Raw genomic sequence first — 17956 nt, 5'->3', positions numbered from 1 at the left:
ACTTACTTTTGCATTATCAACAACACAACAATTATAATGAATACTATTAACGAAACGAACTTTCAGTTTCCAAATCAAAAATCTGTTTACAAAGGTAAAGTTAGAGAAGTTTATAATATTAATGATGAACTTTTAGTGATGATTGCTACAGACAGACTTTCAGCTTTCGATGTTATTTTACCACGACAAATACCATTTAAAGGGCAAATTTTAAACCAAATTGCTACCAAAATGATGAATGACACAGCAGATGTTGTTCCAAATTGGTTAATAGCAAATCCTGATGAAAATGTGGCAGTTGGTCATTTATGTGAACCATTTAAAGTAGAAATGGTAATTAGAGGCTATCTTTCTGGTCATGCAGCAAGAGAATATAAATTAGGCAAAAGAGTACTTTGTGGTGTACAAATGGCTGAAGGCTTAAAAGAAAATGATAAATTTCCAACACCAATCATAACACCATCAACCAAAGCAGATAATGGTGCACATGATGAGGATATTTCTCGTGAAGATATTTTAGCTAAACAAATTGTTTCCGAAGAAGATTATGTAATTTTAGAAGATTATACACGTAAATTATTTCAAAGAGGAACAGAAATTGCCAAAAAAAGAGGCCTTATTTTAGTAGATACAAAATACGAGTTCGGAAAAACAAAAGATGGTAAAATAGTTTTAATAGATGAAATTCATACACCAGATTCTTCAAGATATTTTTATGCAGATGGTTATCAAGAAAGGCAAAGTAAAGGAGAAGCTCAAAAACAACTTTCAAAAGAATTTGTGCGTCAATGGTTGATTGAAAATGGCTTTCAAGGAAAAGAAAATCAACAAATACCAGAAATGTCTGATGCTAAAATCACAGAAATTTCAAATAGATATATAGAATTATACGAACAAATTACTGGAGAAACTTTTGTAAAAGCTTCTACAGAAAATGTATTAAATAGAATAGAAAAGAATGTAAATTCCTTTTTATCAAAATAAAACAAACAACAATGATTATAGAACCAAGAACGAGAGGATTTATTTGTTTAACTGCACACCCAACAGGTTGTGAGCAAAATGTAATAAATCAAATAGAGTACGTAAAATCAAAAGGAAAAATTGAAGGGCCAAAAAAAGTATTGGTAATTGGTGCATCTACAGGTTTTGGATTGGCATCAAGAATTACAAGTGCATTTGGGTCAGATGCTGCAACAATAGGAGTTTTTTTCGATAAACCAGCAACTGAAGGAAGACCAGCTTCACCAGGTTACTACAATACAGCAGCTTTTGAAAAACACGCTCATAAAGAAGGTTTGTATGCTAAAAGCATTAATGGTGATGCTTTTTCAAACGAAATAAAAGAACAAGTAATCAATTTAATAAAAGAAGATTTAGGTCAAGTAGATTTGGTAATATATAGTTTAGCTTCACCAGTAAGAACTCACCCAGAAACTGGAAAACGCTTTAAATCTGTATTAAAACCAATTGGCGAAGTTTTTACCAACAAAACAGTAGATTTTCACACAGGTAATGTATCAGAAATATCTATAAATCCTGCTGAAGGTGGTGATATTGAAAACACAATTACAGTTATGGGTGGTGAAGATTGGAAAATGTGGATGGACTCTTTAAAATCAGAAAACTTACTATCTGAAGGAGCAACTACAGTTGCATATTCTTACATTGGTCCAGAAGTAACCAAACCAGTTTATAGAAACGGAACTATTGGTGCAGCAAAAGACCATTTAGAAGCAACCGCTTTTGAAATTACAGACGATTTAAAATCAATAGCAGGTAAAGCCTATGTTTCTGTAAACAAAGCTTTAGTTACACAAGCAAGTTCTGCAATACCTGTAATTCCATTATACATTTCTCTACTTTATAAAGTAATGAAAGAAAAAGGAATTCACGAAGGTTGTATTGAACAAATTCAACGTTTGTATAGTGAAAGATTGTTTACTGATGGTGAAGTTCCTTTAGATGAAAAAGGAAGAATTAGAATTGACGATTGGGAAATGTATGACGATGTTCAAGAGGAAGTAATTTCCCTTTGGGAAAACGCAACTACAGAAAATTTAAATGAAATTGGAGACTTAGAAGGTTACAGCAACGATTTTTATAACCTTTTTGGTTTTAAAGTTCCAGGTGTAAATTATGATAAAGATGTAAATGAAATGGTTACAATACCTAGCGAAAAATAAATAGCAACAAAACTAAAGTCTCAAAGATTATTTAAATTTTTGAGACTTTTTTATTTTATGAAAGCGGTAACTATAAAACAACTAAAAGATGAATTAACTCATAAATCTGCAAATGAGCTGAAAGAGTTGTGTTTACATTTGGCAAGATTTAAAAAAGAAAATAAAGAATTACTTACCTATTTGTTGTTTGAATCTCATGACGAAGAAAATTACATACAAACAATAAAAGAAGAAATAGACGAACAGTTTCGTGAAATAAACACCAATAGCTTTTATTACATTAGAAAAAGTATGCGTAAAATATTATCGTCTATAAAAAAACACATTCGTTATTCTAAAAAGAAAGAAACCGAAGCAGAATTATTACTGTATTTCTGTAAAAAATTGAAAGAATTTAGGCCATCAATAAAAAGAAGTACACGTTTGCAAAATATTTTTGATACACAGTTACGAATGGCAAAAAAAGCGATGGAAAAACTACATGAAGATTTACAATACGATTTTCAAATACAAATAAATGATTTATTAGAAAATGATGAATAAAAGACCTGTAATAAACAATGTAGTGAACGAAAAAATGACAGAAATGGAAATTTTTCAAAACAAAACTTTACGTCCTGTTATTAAAATGCAACATGACCTATTAATTAGTGCTTTTAAAAATTATTTACAAAAAAGAAAAGTTGTTTTTTTAGAGCTTACAGATCAAAAAAAGAAAAGCAAAATTGCAAATATTTTTAAAACGGATAATAATTATAAAAACATCAATTTAGGCTTTATAATTGGTCATTTTTCAGAGGATGAGTTTAATTTTTATACGAAAAATTCATCAGAAATTAATAGAAGAATTTTACAAATAATTTCTCAAAGAGTAAAAGATAGCCTTCTTGAAATGGCATAAAAAAAAGTCGCTATATAAAAATATAACGACTTTATCAATCAACCAAAAACTTCTTATTTAAAACAATTTACATCGGTAAACATTTACAGCTAGAAGACAGCTGCTGATAATTTATTCTTTACACTACAAATATAATACATATATCGCTTATTTTGTTTAATAAAATGTTAAAATTATTAAACAAAAAAAATAATCTCAAAATTCTTGAAATTATTTTTTATCTAAATTGCTAAAATTGTTTATTTATTTTGCAGATACTTCTTTTTCTGTAAGTAACTTTTTTTGATACCTACCTTGTACAATATCAACTATAACTAAAATAGCTATAACAAAGTAAAACGTTGTTTTACTCATTGGTACAATTTCTTCTCCAAAAATTTTAATATGTGCTAAATGGCCACCTTCTGTAACTAACATTATACCCACAATAAAAAGAATAAATAAACCTAGTACTTCGTACATTCTATTTTTAGATAAAAAAACAGAAATTCTATCAGCCATTATTAACATTAATAAACCACTAATTACAATAGCTATTGCCATTACTATAAATGCGGTTGTATCATTTTCAATTTCACTAGTTAAACCAATTGCAGCTAAAATAGAATCAAAAGAAAAAACCAAATTCATTAAAACAATACTAAAAATAACTGCATTAGATGATTTTGTTCTTTTTTCTGTAGCCATTTCAGACACTTCAAGTCCTTTTGTAGAAATCATATGCCAAATCTCTTTAATAGCTGTGTAAATAATAAAACCACCACCAAGTAAAACAATAATGCTATGGCCATTAAAAGCAAATTTTAAAACATCTGTTATTTCTCCAGATAAGAAATAAAAAGGTTCTTGAAAATAATCTATAATAGAAACCAATAAAAATAAAAGTACAATTCTTAATATGATTGCGATTAAAATTCCTTTTTTTCGCACCTTTTTTTGATCTTCTAAAGGTGCTTTTTTAGATTCTAAAGAAATGTATAATAAATTATCAAAGCCTAGTACAGCTTGTAATAAAATTAACATTATTAATGTAAAAATTACTTCTAACATTCTATTGTTTTTTATATTGGTTAATGAGTTTCAAATATATTTGGAATGCGATACATACACAATTATTTGTTGCGATAATTTTTTTTTAAAACAAAAAGTTGAAGTTTAGTTAAAAACTAAAATAAATATTTCCAAAGAATTCGAAAACTTACAAAAGCTATTAATATGGCAGTAGCTTTTTTTAATTGAATGGGTGTAAAATAAGAATTGCTAATTCTACTACCAATTTGCCCGCCAATAAAAACGGCAATTAATAAAATCAATGTCAAATTCCAATCAATATAAAAATCAACATTAGAATACTGTCCTAATAATCCAGAAACAGAGTTTACTAAAATAAAAAAACTGGCAGTTGCAGCAATTTTTTTGGGAGTATCCCAATTTGTTAGATGCAAAAGAGGGGCTAAAAAAATTCCTCCTCCAATTCCAACCATTCCAGAAATAAAACCAATAAAGCCGCCAAAAGTTGTATTTTTTAAAAAACTTGTTTTTTTAACGTCAAATTCATCAGCAATTATTTTTTTGGAAATCCACATAGTTATAGCTGCAAAAAGTAGTGTAAAACCCAACAAAATAAAGAAAAACTGTTGACTTATTTTTAAATATCCACCCAAGTAAGCCATTGGAACACTTAACAAAACAAGTGGACTTATTTTTTTTAAATCAATTTTATTTTGACGATAAAACAATAATATATTCCCTAAAACCACAACAATATTACATAACAATGCTGTGGCTCTAATTTGTGTAAATACAATACTAGTTAATGCTAAAATTGCTAAGTAACTAGAGCCACCACCAAAACCTACAGAAGAGTATAATATTGCAACAAAAAAAAATAAAATTGCAATATGCCAGAATTGTAAAAATGTATCTAAAATCAAAAAAAGTTGTATATATTTAAAATTGCTAATACGTAAACCTTTGTTTAATAGTGCATAAAAAAGGCGTTATTAGATATATAAAAATATACTATTTAATTTAAATTGCTAACAATAAAACTAATATTTAATATTTATGGATTCAATCAAAGAGAAAAAATACTGGAAAAAAAATTTGAAATATCTATTGATATTATTAAGTATTTGGTTTTTAGTTTCTTTTATATTCGGAATTTTATTGGTTGATGAGTTAAATACAGTAAAAATAGGTGGTTTTAAACTTGGTTTTTGGTTTGCACAACAAGGTGCTATTTATGTTTTTGTAATTCTCATTTTTGTGTATAAAAAATAGATTAACAAATTAGATAAAGAATTTGGTTACAATGAAATTGATAAAAATCTAAAAAATTAAATCATGAGTATTTAAGTTTGGACATGGATTTTAGTAGGAATTACATTTACACTTTATATAGGAATTTTATCTATGCTTTTTTACATGTTAAAATTTAAGTTCGATTGGTTTGGAGGAGGAACAGAAAAAGATTGGTGGTTTGGAATTTCTCCAGAAGGTTTTGGTACTGTTGCAATGTTTGCCAATTTTGTGGTAGCCATAATTGTTTCTAGATTTACACCTGCACCTCTCATAGAGGTAACAGAAATTGTAGAAAATATTAGAATTCCAAGTGGAGCAGGTGAAGCTACACATTAAAAACACAACAAATAATAATTTTTATTTCAGACTTATTAGTTTTTTAAAACCTGACAAGTCTTTTTTTCAATGTGTTTTTTGCTAATTTGTCACACTTCTTTTCATTGGCATACAAGTTGTCATTCATTAAGTATCTAATAAAAATAGCTGATGCAACATTTAAAAGAATCAAAAAAAAGTAAAACCAAACCTAAAGTTACTCTAAAACAAGCTTTTAAAACTATTATTTGGCCAAGAAGAAATCTTGTTTTTATTGGTTTAATTTTAATAATTATTAGAAGTTTATCTGGTTTTGTACTGCCACTACAAAGTAAAGTTTTATTAGATGAGGTTGTTCCTAATAAAGATTTTAATCAGCTATATACATTAATACTAATTGTAATTGGTGCAATTTTAATTCAAGCCATTACTTCTTTTTTACTAACGAAAGTACTAAGTATTCAAGCACAATATTTAATATCAGAATTAAGAGCGCAAGTACAAAAAAAAGTATTGTCGTTACCAATCAGTTTTTTTGATAATACAAAATCTGGTGCATTGGTTTCCAGAATTATGAGTGATGTAGAAGGTGTAAGAAACCTAATAGGTACAGGGTTGGTGCAATTAATTGGAGGTTCTTTTACAGCAATTTTAACATTGGTTATTTTATTAAAAATGAATGTTTGGATGACTGTTTTTACATTTGTTCCTTTATCTATTTTTGGTTTAATAGCCCTAAAATCTTTTAAATACATAAGACCAATTTTTAGAGCTAGAGGAAAAATTAATGCAGAAGTAAAAGGTCGTTTAACAGAAACTTTAGGAGGAATAAGAGTTATAAAAGCTTTTAATGCAGAAGAGCAAGAAACCAAAATTTTTGAAAAAGGAGTAGAAAATATTTTTCAAAACGTTAAAAAAAGTATGACAGCAACTGCTTTAATGACGAGTTCTTCTACTTTTTTGATAGGTTTGGCAACAACAGGAGTAATGGGTATTGGAGGTTATTTTATGATTCAGGGTACATTAACCTTTGGAGATTTTATTCAATTTACTTTTTTACTAGCATTTATGGTTGCTCCAATTGTACAAATGAGCAATATTGGTAGTCAATTAACAGAAGCTTTAGCGGGTTTAGATAGAACAGAGGAATTAATGAATATGCCTGCAGAAGAAGATGATGAAAATAGAACAATTGAGCTAAACAATACAAAAGGTGAAATTGTATTTAAAGACGTTTCATTTGCCTATGAAGAAGAAAAAGAAGTTTTACATAACATTAGTTTTAAAGTTCCTTCTGGCTCAGTAACAGCTTTAGTAGGTAGTTCTGGTTCTGGAAAATCTACCATTGCAGGCTTGTCTGCAACTTTTTTAAATCCAAAATCTGGTAAAATTACTATTGATAATCATGATATGTCTAAAGTAAAATTATCAAGTTTTAGAAAACATTTAGGAGTAGTGTTACAAGATGAATTTTTATTCGAAGGTACAATTAGAGAAAATATTTTATTTCCTAGACCAAATGCCACTGAAAAAGAATTGCTAAATGCTGTAAAAGTAGCTTATGTTAACGAATTTACAGATCGATTTGAAGATGGTTTAGATACTTTAATTGGAGAAAGAGGTATTAAATTATCTGGAGGACAAAGACAACGATTGGCAATTGCAAGAGCCATTTTAGCAGATCCAAAAATTATTATTTTAGACGAAGCAACATCAAATTTAGATACAGAAAGTGAAGCTTTAATTCAAAAAAGTTTATCAGAGTTAGTAAAAGACAGAACCACCATTGTGATTGCTCATAGATTGAGTACAATTAAAAAAGCAGATCAAATTTTAGTAATTGAAGCTGGTAAAATAGTAGAAAGAGGTACACACGAACAATTAATTGAAGCAAAAGGAAGATATTACGATTTGTACACTTACCAATCAAAAATATAAGTTTTTTAAAATTAGTATAATTTTTCTTTATTTTTGAAAGTACTATTTAAAATAACGACAAATTTCGAAGAATCAATTTATAACAAATTTTAATGAAAAAAATAATCTTATTATTCTTAGCAATTACCGTAATTTCTTGTAAAAATGATTCAAAAAAAGAATCACAACAACAAGAAGAAAAAAATGTTCAAAAAGAAAATTTTCCAGAAAATTTAGCTAAAGTTTTTGAAGCACATGGAGGAATAAACACTTGGAGAAAATCAAAAGTTTTATCTTTTAATAAAGGAGAAGAAGTACATACTGTAGATTTACAAACCAGAAAAACTGTTGTAAATTCACCAAAATATTCTTTAGGATTTGATGGTAAAGAAGTTTGGTTAGATGAAGAGGAAGAAGGTATTTATAAAGGAAATCTAACTTTTTATTATAATTTATATTTCTATTTTTATGCAATGCCTTTTGTTTTGGCAGACGATGGAATTATTTATAATAAAGTAGCCGATTTAACTTTCGAAGGTAAAAATTACCCAGGATATAAAATTTCTTACAAAGCAAACGTAGGAACTTCTCCAGATGATAATTATATTATTTATTACAATCCAACAAGTTTTCAAATGGAATGGTTGGCTTACACAGTTACTTTCAACTCAAAAGAAACTAGCAATAAATATAATTTAATACGCTATAATTCTTGGGAAAACACTAATGGGTTAATTTTACCAAAAGAAATTACTTGGTATAAAAAAGATGAAAACGGAAATCCAACTGAACCTGCAAGACCAGCAACAGAATTTACGTTACCTTTAGTTAGTGAAGGTAAATTGGCAGATTCTTTTTACGAAAAACCAGTAAAATAAGTTTTCAGTAAAAGTAAAACTGATAATAATTTTACACGAAATTGTAGTTGATGTCTGAATAGTTAGGAAACTATTTTAAATGATCAATTATTTTATCGTAAACAGTAACATAATAATCATGAAACCTTGGAAGCAAAACGTTTTCAAGGTTTTTTGTTGATGTTAATACAGATAAATCAAAGAGTTGAATAGCATCAACTTCTTCAATTTGAATTTTGAGTTTCTCCACAGGAATTTTTAGTTCAGCAATAAAAACATGATGAAATTCATTATCTATAATTCCATTTTTATGTGAAACTTGATGAATTCTTGTCCCAATTTTTGTAAAATCTTCTTCTTGCAACTTCAAACCAATTTCTTCAAAAACTTCTCTTTTTGCTGATGCTAAAATTGTTTCTCCAGCAGCTATGTGTCCAGCAACAGAAATATCCCACAAACCAGGAAAAACTTTTTTGGTCATCGCTCTTTTTTGAAGTAAAACTTTTTCGTCTTTAGTAAATAGCCAAATATGAACAGTTGCATGAAACCAACCGTTTTTATGTGCTTCAGATTTTAACGCAGTTTTTCCTGTTGATTTTCCTTCTGGAGTAAGAATGTCTATGAGTTCGTCCATTTTATAAACAAGCTGCAATACAATTCATCAATTTCTCAAAATCTTCTTTAGTGTTGTATAAATGACAAGAAAGACGAATGTAATTTCCTCGAAAAGAAACAAAGATTTTTGCTGCTTTCAGTTTCGATTTTAGTTCGTCTATGTTTAGTTCTTTCGGAAGTTCCACACCAAATAAATGATGGGTTCTGTAATTATCATCTTCTATAAAACAACCCAATTCTTTCAATTTTAAAACAGCATCAGCAGTAATTTCTTTACAATAGTTTTGAATTGCTTTTGGCGTCCAAATTAAAACCTGTTTAAGTGCTTTAATTTGCATTTTTATATGAATAAAACTAGCATGTTCTCCAACAGAATATCTGTTTGCCAAAGGTTTGTATTTAGGTTGATAAGCAGTTAAACCAGTCATGTTTTCGCTATGTAAACGATTAGACCAATTTTCTTCTAACGGAATTCCATTATCAAAATATTTACCAAAATAGGCATAACCACAACCATAAGGTCCAAAAAGCCATTTGTAACCAGCGCAAACTAAAGCATCTGGTTGTATTTCTTTTACGGAAAATGGAACAGCTCCTATTGATTGACTCCCATCAATAATTAGTAAAGCATTATTTTCTGTCGTTTTTTTTCTAATCGATTTTAAGTCAAACAACGTTCCATTTGCCCAATGAATATTTCCTAAAGCTACAACAGCAGTTTTATCAGAAATTGAATTCAAAATTGCTTCATTCCAATTTTTGCCTCGATTTTTAGTGCTTTTTGGCATCGAAACGATGGTTAGTTTCGCATCATATTTTGTTGCTAATTTTTCCCAAACGTAATAATTGCTGGGAAACTGACTTTCTACCAACATAATTTCATCATCTTTTTGTAATGTGATGTTATTGGCTACAGTTGCCAAACCATAAGAAGCAGAAGGTATGTTTGCAATTCTGTTATAATCATCAACATCAATTAATTCTGCAAAGAGTTTTTTTACCTCTTTTACAGGTTCAAAATAAGAATTTCCAACAATTTTATAAGGATGACTTTTTTCTAAAACGCCATCAATTCCTGCTTTTTCAACAGCTTTCATTGATGGAGATTGAGCTGCAATATTCAAATACGTTATTCCTTCTGGAAGACTAAAAAGATGTTTTTGGTTTGGTAAAATCATATTAGTAAAATAAAAATGCGCACAAATTATTGTGCGCATTAAATGTAATATTTTATTTTCTATTCAAAATAAGAAAACGTTTCTCCGTCTTTTAATTTTAATAAGGTTTCGTAAATCATTTTTATAACGTTTTCTACATCATCTCTATGCACCATTTCTACTGTAGTATGCATGTAACGCAAAGGCAAAGAAATTAATGCAGAAGCAACACCACCATTACTGTAAGCAAATGCATCTGTATCTGTTCCTGTTGCTCTAGATAATGCAGAACGTTGAAACGGAATGTTTTTTTCTTCTGCAGTTTCTGTAATTAAATCACGTAATTTTTGCTGAACTGCTGGCGCATATGCCACAACAGGACCTTTACCAATTTCTAAATGTCCAGATTTTTTTACTTCAATCATTGGAGTAGTAGTGTCATGCGTAACATCTGTAACAATGGCAACATTTGGTTTTATTCTTTCAGTAATCATTTCTGCACCTTTTAAACCAATTTCTTCTTGTACAGAATTGGTAATGTACAAACCAAAAGGCAATGTTTTTTTGTTTTCTTTTAGTAAACGAGCCACTTCTGCAATCATAAAACCACCCATTCTATTATCTAAAGCACGACAAACAAATTTATCTCCATTTAAAATGTGAAATGTGTCTGGATAAGTAATGACACAACCCACATGAATTCCTAATGCTTCAACTTCTTTTTTGGTGGCACAACCTGTATCAATAAAAATATTATCTGGTTTTGGAGCTTCTTCTTTAGATTTATCTCTGGTATGAATTGCTGGCCAACCAAAAACACCTTTTACAATTCCTTTTTTGGTATGAATATCTACAATTTTACTGGGTGCAATTTGATGATCTGAACCTCCATTTCTAATCACGTAAATCAAGCCATTATCCGAAATATAATTTACATACCAAGAAATTTCATCTGCATGACCTTCAATAACTACTTTGTATTTTGCTTTTGGATTGATAACACCAACTGCAGAGCCATAAGTATCTGTAATAAATTCATCTACATAAGGCTTTAAATAGTCCATCCAAATTTTTTGACCTTCCCATTCATAACCTGTTGGTGCTGCATTATTTAAATATTTTTCTAAAAAGTCTAAAGATTTTTTATTTAATATCGATTTTTTTGCCATTCTATATAAGTTTATAAATATTGTGTTTTCTTTGTTACTTGTAAAAATAAAACGAATTTTCTAAGATTTCGTAAATTACATCATAAAATTGTAACAATATTAACAAGTGAACTACTTACTAAAAAGTTTAAAATTATAAATAGTATATGAAGTATTTAAAAATAGTATTTGTGTGTTTTTTGTTTATGGTATTATCAAATTGTACAACAAGTTTTAAACGTTCATCAAATAATTTTCCTGATTTTAAAATAGGTAAAAAAGGTTTTGAAAACTTAATTGCTAAAGAGTTTAATTTTGAAAAATTAACTTTAGGAACTTATGAAAAAGGAAGTAGTAACACAGTGAGTGAGAAAGGTGTGAACTTAACTTTTCTTGGTGTTGACGAGATGTTAGAAGAGAGTAGTGATAGTGTTTTAATAAGAAATGCTAGATTTATAAGAAAATTAACAGTTAAAAATTTATTGAACTTAGAAAAATTTGATTTTGTGGTGATAACCTTTGAAAATGAAGACGAAAAAGGAGTGCTAACTACAATTACCAAGAAAAAAATAAAATTAGAACTATAAAAACCAAACCATGAAGCTAATTATTAAAAATTTAACAAAAACATACAAAAACGGAGTAAAAGCATTAGATAATTTAGATTTAGAAATTGGTATTGGTATGTTTGGTTTATTAGGACCTAATGGTGCTGGAAAATCATCTTTAATGCGAACCATTGCTACCTTACAAAGTCCAGATTCTGGCGAAATTATATTTGGTGATATTAATGTTTTGGAAGATAATATGTCTTTAAGAAAAGTTTTGGGGTATTTGCCACAATCTTTTGGTGTATATCCAAAAATGTCAGCAGAAGATTTGTTAGATTATTTTGCAACTTTAAAAGGTATCGCAAACAAAATAGAAAGAAAGGCAATTATAAAAGAGGTTTTGGAAATTACCAATTTGTATGATGTTAGACATAAAAATGTAGCAGGTTATTCTGGAGGAATGAAACAACGTTTTGGAATTGCGCAATTGTTATTAAACAATCCGAAACTAATTATTGTAGATGAACCAACTGCAGGTTTAGATCCTGCAGAAAGACATCGTTTTTTAAATGTTTTACGTGAAGTAGGTACTAATTGTACTGTAATTTTTTCTACACATATTGTAGAAGATGTAAAAGAGTTGTGTAATGAAATGGCAATTTTAAACGGAGGTAAAATTTTAAAACATACAACTCCACAAAATGCAACTCAAGAAATAGAGGGTAAAATTTGGACGAAAATTATTCAAAAAGACGATTTGGAAGAAAATATAAAAATGTATAATGTATTGTCTAGAAACTTTAACCCAGACAATACGTTAAATATTAGAGTATATTCAGAAACAAAACCATCAGAAGATTTTACAGCTTCAAAACCACAATTGGATGATGTTTATTTTATTGCTCTAAAACAAGATGAACCTTTATTAACAAGTTAAGAGTTTTTAATTATGAGTTTAATTTTAAAAATCAAACTCAATAATCAAATCACTTAAAATTAAACACTCAAAACTTTTTTATTATGTTTTCAACAATATTTAAACAAGAATTAAAATACTGGTTTCAAAAGCCCGTTTTTTACATATACGCTATAATTTTTTTACTCTTAGCTTTTTTTATAGCTGCTTCAAATGCTGGTATTTGGGATGGTATTACAGGAACAACAGGTTCTTCAAGAATTGTAAATTCACCCATACAAATTACAGGTTTATTCAATATTTTAACTATTTTCATTTTCTTTTTATTTCCATCTATCATTGGAGTTTCTATTTACAGAGATTTTAAAAGTGAAATGCATACCATTTTATTTTCTTATCCATTTACTAAAACAAATTACTTATTTGCCAAGTTTTTTAGTGGTATTGTAATTGTTTCAACAATTGTTCTAATGATAGCTTTGGGTTTAATAATAGGTTTTAGGTTTCCAGGAACCAACCCAGAAATTGTAGGAAGTTTAAATTTAATGACTTATGCAAAATCTTATTTGGTTTTTATTTTGCCTAACGTATTGTTTTTTGGAGCTGTAGTTTTTGCGGTAGTAACCTTTTCTAGAAATATTGCAGCAGGTTTTATTACTGTAATCATATTATTATTTTTTCAGGGGGCAATTGGCAGTATTTTTTCTGAACCAGAGCAAAAAACAATTTTAGCTATTTTAGATCCTTTTGGATTTTCTGCATTAGATAATTACACTCAATATTGGACAGTTTCCGAGCAAAACGAATTACAAATTCCAATTAAAGAGCTAATCATTTATAATAGACTATTGTGGCTTGCAATTTCTAGTTTGGTTTTTGGTTTGGTATATAAGTACTTTAAATTCAGTCAAAATGCGCTTGCTATTTCTTTTAGAAAAGCAAAAGGAGAAAGAGTTGTAAAAACCAACTTTAGTGGAGTAACCAAAATTATTCTACCAAAAGTATCTCATAATTACTCTTTTGTACAGAATTTAAAAACATTGTGGAAACTTTCTAATATTGATTTTAAATACATTTTTAAAAGCTTACCATTCATTTGTATTTTAATTGTTGGTATTTTATTATTAATAGGAACTTTATTTACAGTTGGTAAAATTTTTGGAACAGAAACATTACCTGTAACATGGCAAATGTTAAGAGGAGGAAATATTTTTAGTCTTTTAGTTATAAATGTATGTACTTTTTTATACGCAGGTATGTTAGTGCAAAGAGCAAGAACTGCAAGAATTAGTCATTTGGTTGATAGTACACCAATTCCGAATTGGGCATTGCTATTTTCTAAATTAATTGCATTACTAAAAATGCAATTGGTTTTATTGGCGGTAATTATGGTTTCTGGAATGTTGTTTCAAGCGTATAATGGCTATTATGATTTTGAAATCGGGCATTATATAAAAGAATTGTTTGGACTTAAATTTTTAAATTATGTAGTTTGGGCACTTTTATCAATATTTATTCAAACTTTAGTTAAAAATCAATATTTAGGTTTTTTTATACTATTGATAATTGCGATTGGAACTCCTTTTTTATCATTAATTGGTATAGAACTATCTATTTTTAAATATAATGAAGGACCTGGTTTTAGTTATTCTGATATGAATGGTTATGGTTCAGATTTATCAAGATATTTATGGTATAAACTGTATTGGATTTTAGGAGGATCTTTACTTTTAGTATTAAGTATTTTAATGTGGGTTAGAGGTTTACCAAACTCTTTTGCAGAAAGAATTTACATTGCAAAACAACGTTTTAAAGCACCTCAAAAAATTGCATTTTTCACACTTTTAATTGCATTTGTAGGATTAGGATTTACCATCTTTCAAGAAACAAAATCTAAAAATAAAAATAGTGCATCCAAACAAGCAGAATTAAATGCTGTAAAGTGGGAAAAAACTTACAAAAAATACGAAAACTATAAGCAACCAAGAATTGTAGCAGTAAATGCAAACATGAATATTTTTCCGAAGAAAAAAACCTTTGATGCTTCAGCAGTTTTTACAATGGTTAATAAAACGAATAAGGCAATAGATAGTATTTTCTTAAATCACAATGCATTAGAAAGCACTTTTGAGTTTAATAAACCAAATAATTTGGTGTTAGAAGATACAGTTTTTCATTTCGATATTTATCACTTTGAAAATAAAATACAACCTGGAGATTCTTTACAACTAAAAATTACTGTTAAAAGTAAAGAAAATACCATGTTTCAACAGAAATCGCCTGTAATTGAAAACGGAACTTTTATAAATAACTTTGCCATATTCCCATCTTTAGGGTATGCGTCTGGAGGAGAATTAAGAGATAATAAAACAAGAAAAAAATATGATTTACCACCAAATAACTTGCGTCCACATCCTACAGATTCTACAGCATTAGGCAATACCTATATTTCTAAAGATTCAGATTGGATAGATTTTGAGGCAACTGTTTCAACCTCAAAAGATCAAATTGCAATTGCACCTGGTTATTTACAAAAAGAATGGATAGAAAATGACAGAAAATATTTCCATTATAAAATGGATAGTAAAATATTAAACTTTTATGCCTTCAACTCAGCCAGATATGAAGTTAAAAAAGAACTTTGGAATGGCATAAGTTTAGAAATTTATTACCACAAACCACATACATATAATTTAGATAGAATGATGAAGGGAATGAAAGCATCTTTAGCTTACAACGCTAAAAATTTTAGTCCTTATCAGCACAAACAAGCAAGAATTATTGAGTTTCCAAGAACTGGAGGTGGTTTCGCACAATCATTTCCAAACACAATTCCTTTTTCTGAAGGTTTAGGCTTTATTGCAGATGTAGATGATGAAAATGAAGATGGTGTAGATTATCCTTTTGCAATTACAGTTCACGAAGTGGCGCATCAATGGTGGGCGCATCAAGTAATTGGAGCAGATGTTTTAGGTGCAACCATGTTATCTGAAAGCATGTCTGAATACGTATCATTAAAAGTTTTAGAACATCAACATGGAAAAAACAAAATGCGTAAATTTTTAAAAGATGCTTTAGATGGTTATTTAATTCAAAGAACTTTTGAAACCAAAAGAGAAAAACCTTTAATGTATAATGATGGGCAAGGTTACATACATTACCAAAAAGGCTCAATGGTATTTTACGCTTTAAGTGATTATATTGGAGAAGAAAAATTAAATGGTGCTCTAAAAAAATATGTAGAAAAAGTTAAATTTCAAGAACCACCTTACACAACTTCTATTGAAATGTTAAGCTACATTAATCAAGTAACACCAGATTCTTTAAAATATGTTTTAAAAGACATGTTTGAAACTATTACACTCTATAAAAATAGAGTAGTAGATGTAACTTCAACCAAATTAGAAAATGGAAAATATCAAGTAGATATTGAATTTGAAGTGTCTAAATATAGAAATGATGAAAAAGGGAAAAAGTATTATGGCGAAAAAGTTGGTGACAGCTTAATGTATACACCAAAAGATAAAACAACCCCAATTTACTCAGTTCCTTTAGCAGATTATATTGATGTTGGTGTTTTTTCAGAAGAAGAAATTGATGGGAAAAAGAAAGAAAAACAACTCTATTTTAAAAAGCACAAAATAACGCAAATTCATAATAAAATCACGTTAATTGTTAACGAGAAACCTACAGAAGTTGGTATAGATCCTTACAATAAATTAATTGACACAAAATCTGATGATAATAGAAGAAAGCTATAAAACAAAACTTCAAAAAACAAAAAAAGCAACTACGTAAATAGTTGCTTTTTCAGATAGGGGTAAATGTTTTTATATAATTGTGATTAATTTGTTAGGGGCAAAAAAAACACTAAAAATTATTTACCGAGTTTTAGGGGTTAATTGAATTTTGATGATGTTAAAACCAAAACTCTTTGCAATTATATAAAAAAAATGTTAAAAAATGAAACTAATTAATAAAAATTTACTTTTTATACTGTGTATCTGTTTTTTGCAGTCTTGTAAAAATGAAAAAAAAGCAACGTTACATTTTTTAGATGAATTCGTTTTACAAGATTCTATGGAGTTCAAAAACACATTCATAGGAGGTTTGTCTGGAGTAGATTACGCCAATAATCATTATTACTTTGTAATTGATGATGCCAAAAATCCCAGATACTTAAAAGCAAAAATAAATCTTGAAAATTCTAAAATAGACACAATAATACTAGAAGACGTTATTGATTTAAAAGATAGTACAAACACTTTTTATCAAAATAATTATTTAGATTTAGAATCTATTTTTGTTGATGAAACTACAAATGAAATCAACTTTGTGAGTGAAGGTTCTGTAAATTATAAAAAACCACCATTTGTTTTTAGTACCAATTTAAAAGGTAGTTTTTTAAAAAAATACCTACAACCAAAAACATTACGCAACGAGCAAAACATGAAACATAACGCAACTTTTGAAGCTTCTTCAAAAAGTTACAACAATACAGGTTTTTGGGTTGCTATGGAAGGTGTTTTAAAATCAGATGGAGTAGAGCCAACATTTGCAGAAACAAATTCGCCAATAAGAATAACGTACTTTGATAATAAAACACAAAATGCAACCAAACAGTTCGCATATCAGTTAGAAAAAATAACAAAACCTGCAAAAGGAAATATTAATTTAAATGGAGTAACAGCCATTTTAGAATACGAGAAAAATAAATTTTTTATTGTTGAAAGAACTTATCAAAATGGTTATGGAAGTTATGGAAATATCATTCGAATTTTTGATGCTCAAGTGCAAGAAAATTCATCAAATATATTAGCTATAGATTCTCTAATAAACACAAACTACATCCCTTTAAAAAAACAGCTTTTATTCAATTTTGAAGATGTTAAAAATGAATTAACTGATGGAATTATAGATAATATTGAAGGAATCACTTTCGGACCAAAACTTGCCAATGGTAATAAAAGTTTAATTTTAGTATCTGATGATAATTTTCAAGTGTATGGTAAACAATTAAATCAATTTATTTTGTTAGAAATTACCAATAAATAATGTTTATTTTTACATGTTTACAATTTATATTTCC

The 17956-nt window shown here is 28.3% G+C and carries 16 protein-coding genes and 1 pseudogene; 12 read left to right on the top strand and 5 right to left on the bottom strand.

The window, feature by feature from the left end; all coding sequences use genetic code 11:
* Positions 1-36 precede the first annotated feature (36 nt).
* The 4 genes from FDT66_RS13495 to FDT66_RS13480 are packed head-to-tail and all read left to right on the top strand — an operon-like array spanning position 37 to position 3087.
* Positions 37-984 carry a phosphoribosylaminoimidazolesuccinocarboxamide synthase gene (locus FDT66_RS13495; protein WP_138537431.1) on the top strand — a complete coding sequence of 316 codons (948 nt, stop codon included), beginning with the start codon at positions 37-39 and terminating at the stop codon, positions 982-984.
* A gap of 11 nt (positions 985-995) precedes the next feature.
* Entirely contained in the window at positions 996-2186 is a 1191-nt protein-coding gene (gene fabV / locus FDT66_RS13490; protein ID WP_138537429.1) for an enoyl-ACP reductase FabV, read from the top strand.
* A 57-nt stretch (positions 2187-2243) separates the two neighbouring features.
* Positions 2244-2729: a hypothetical protein gene (locus FDT66_RS13485; RefSeq protein WP_138537427.1), complete on the top strand. Its 486-nt coding sequence runs from the start codon at positions 2244-2246 to the stop codon at positions 2727-2729.
* The gene (locus tag FDT66_RS13480) at positions 2719-3087 is read left to right on the top strand and encodes a glyoxalase (protein WP_246034885.1); all 369 of its coding nucleotides are present in this window, start codon (positions 2719-2721) and stop codon (positions 3085-3087) included. The genes FDT66_RS13485 and FDT66_RS13480 overlap by 11 nt, the downstream gene beginning before the upstream one ends.
* A 243-nt stretch (positions 3088-3330) precedes the next feature.
* Here FDT66_RS13480 and FDT66_RS13475 read toward each other — a convergent pair whose 3' ends face one another.
* Positions 3331-4137, bottom strand: a complete 807-nt coding sequence (locus FDT66_RS13475) for a TerC family protein (RefSeq protein ID WP_138537425.1) — start codon at positions 4135-4137, stop codon at positions 3331-3333.
* 116 nt (positions 4138-4253) lie between these two features.
* Complete coding sequence (locus tag FDT66_RS13470; RefSeq protein ID WP_246034883.1) at positions 4254-5021, bottom strand: sulfite exporter TauE/SafE family protein; 768 nt, start codon at positions 5019-5021, stop codon at positions 4254-4256.
* Between the two features lie 133 nt (positions 5022-5154).
* Here FDT66_RS13470 and FDT66_RS13465 point away from each other — a divergent pair, with 133 nt between their 5' ends.
* From FDT66_RS13465 to FDT66_RS13450, 4 genes and pseudogenes are all read left to right on the top strand, one after another.
* Positions 5155-5370 carry a DUF4212 domain-containing protein gene (locus FDT66_RS13465; RefSeq protein WP_138537421.1) on the top strand — a complete coding sequence of 72 codons (216 nt, stop codon included), beginning with the start codon at positions 5155-5157 and terminating at the stop codon, positions 5368-5370.
* Positions 5371-5490: 120 nt separating this feature from the next.
* A pseudogene (locus tag FDT66_RS13460) lies at positions 5491-5727 on the top strand (cation acetate symporter); the annotation flags it as partial.
* 150 nt (positions 5728-5877) lie between these two features.
* Positions 5878-7644: an ABC transporter ATP-binding protein gene (locus tag FDT66_RS13455; RefSeq protein WP_138537419.1), complete on the top strand. Its 1767-nt coding sequence runs from the start codon at positions 5878-5880 to the stop codon at positions 7642-7644.
* 92 nt (positions 7645-7736) lie between these two features.
* Entirely contained in the window at positions 7737-8501 is a 765-nt protein-coding gene (locus FDT66_RS13450; RefSeq protein WP_138537417.1) for a DUF6503 family protein, read from the top strand.
* A gap of 70 nt (positions 8502-8571) precedes the next feature.
* Here the strand turns inward: FDT66_RS13450 and FDT66_RS13445 are convergent, their stop codons facing one another.
* Genes FDT66_RS13445 through FDT66_RS13435 form a run of 3 tightly spaced genes read right to left on the bottom strand, consistent with a single transcriptional unit; the run spans position 8572 to position 11421 of the window.
* Positions 8572-9114 carry an NUDIX hydrolase gene (locus tag FDT66_RS13445; RefSeq protein ID WP_138537415.1) on the bottom strand — a complete coding sequence of 181 codons (543 nt, stop codon included), beginning with the start codon at positions 9112-9114 and terminating at the stop codon, positions 8572-8574.
* 1 nt (position 9115) lies between these two features.
* Positions 9116-10312 (bottom strand): aminotransferase class V-fold PLP-dependent enzyme, encoded by a 1197-nt coding sequence (locus FDT66_RS13440; protein WP_246034881.1) that lies wholly within the window; start codon positions 10310-10312, stop codon positions 9116-9118.
* A 20-nt stretch (positions 10313-10332) separates the two neighbouring features.
* On the bottom strand, positions 10333-11421 hold the full coding sequence (locus FDT66_RS13435) for a M42 family metallopeptidase (protein ID WP_138537413.1): 1089 nt from the start codon (positions 11419-11421) through the stop codon (positions 10333-10335).
* A 146-nt stretch (positions 11422-11567) separates the two neighbouring features.
* On the opposite strand from FDT66_RS13435, the gene FDT66_RS13430 reads away from it, so the two are divergent.
* The 4 genes from FDT66_RS13430 (at position 11568) to FDT66_RS13415 (ending at position 17922) form a co-directional block, all read left to right on the top strand.
* Positions 11568-11987, top strand: a complete 420-nt coding sequence (locus tag FDT66_RS13430; RefSeq protein ID WP_138537411.1) for a hypothetical protein — start codon at positions 11568-11570, stop codon at positions 11985-11987.
* A gap of 10 nt (positions 11988-11997) precedes the next feature.
* Positions 11998-12888: an ABC transporter ATP-binding protein gene (locus FDT66_RS13425; protein WP_138537409.1), complete on the top strand. Its 891-nt coding sequence runs from the start codon at positions 11998-12000 to the stop codon at positions 12886-12888.
* Between the two features lie 83 nt (positions 12889-12971).
* Positions 12972-16628 carry an ABC transporter permease/M1 family aminopeptidase gene (locus FDT66_RS13420; RefSeq protein ID WP_138537407.1) on the top strand — a complete coding sequence of 1219 codons (3657 nt, stop codon included), beginning with the start codon at positions 12972-12974 and terminating at the stop codon, positions 16626-16628.
* Positions 16629-16830: 202 nt separating this feature from the next.
* Positions 16831-17922, top strand: coding sequence for an esterase-like activity of phytase family protein (locus FDT66_RS13415; RefSeq protein WP_138537405.1), 1092 nt, complete (start codon positions 16831-16833; stop codon positions 17920-17922).
* Positions 17923-17956: the final 34 nt, after the last annotated feature.

It is taken from the genome of Polaribacter aestuariivivens, assembly GCF_005885675.1.
In the GTDB taxonomy this organism is placed as follows: domain Bacteria; phylum Bacteroidota; class Bacteroidia; order Flavobacteriales; family Flavobacteriaceae; genus Polaribacter; species Polaribacter aestuariivivens.
This window is presented reverse-complemented; position numbering and strand designations above follow the sequence as displayed.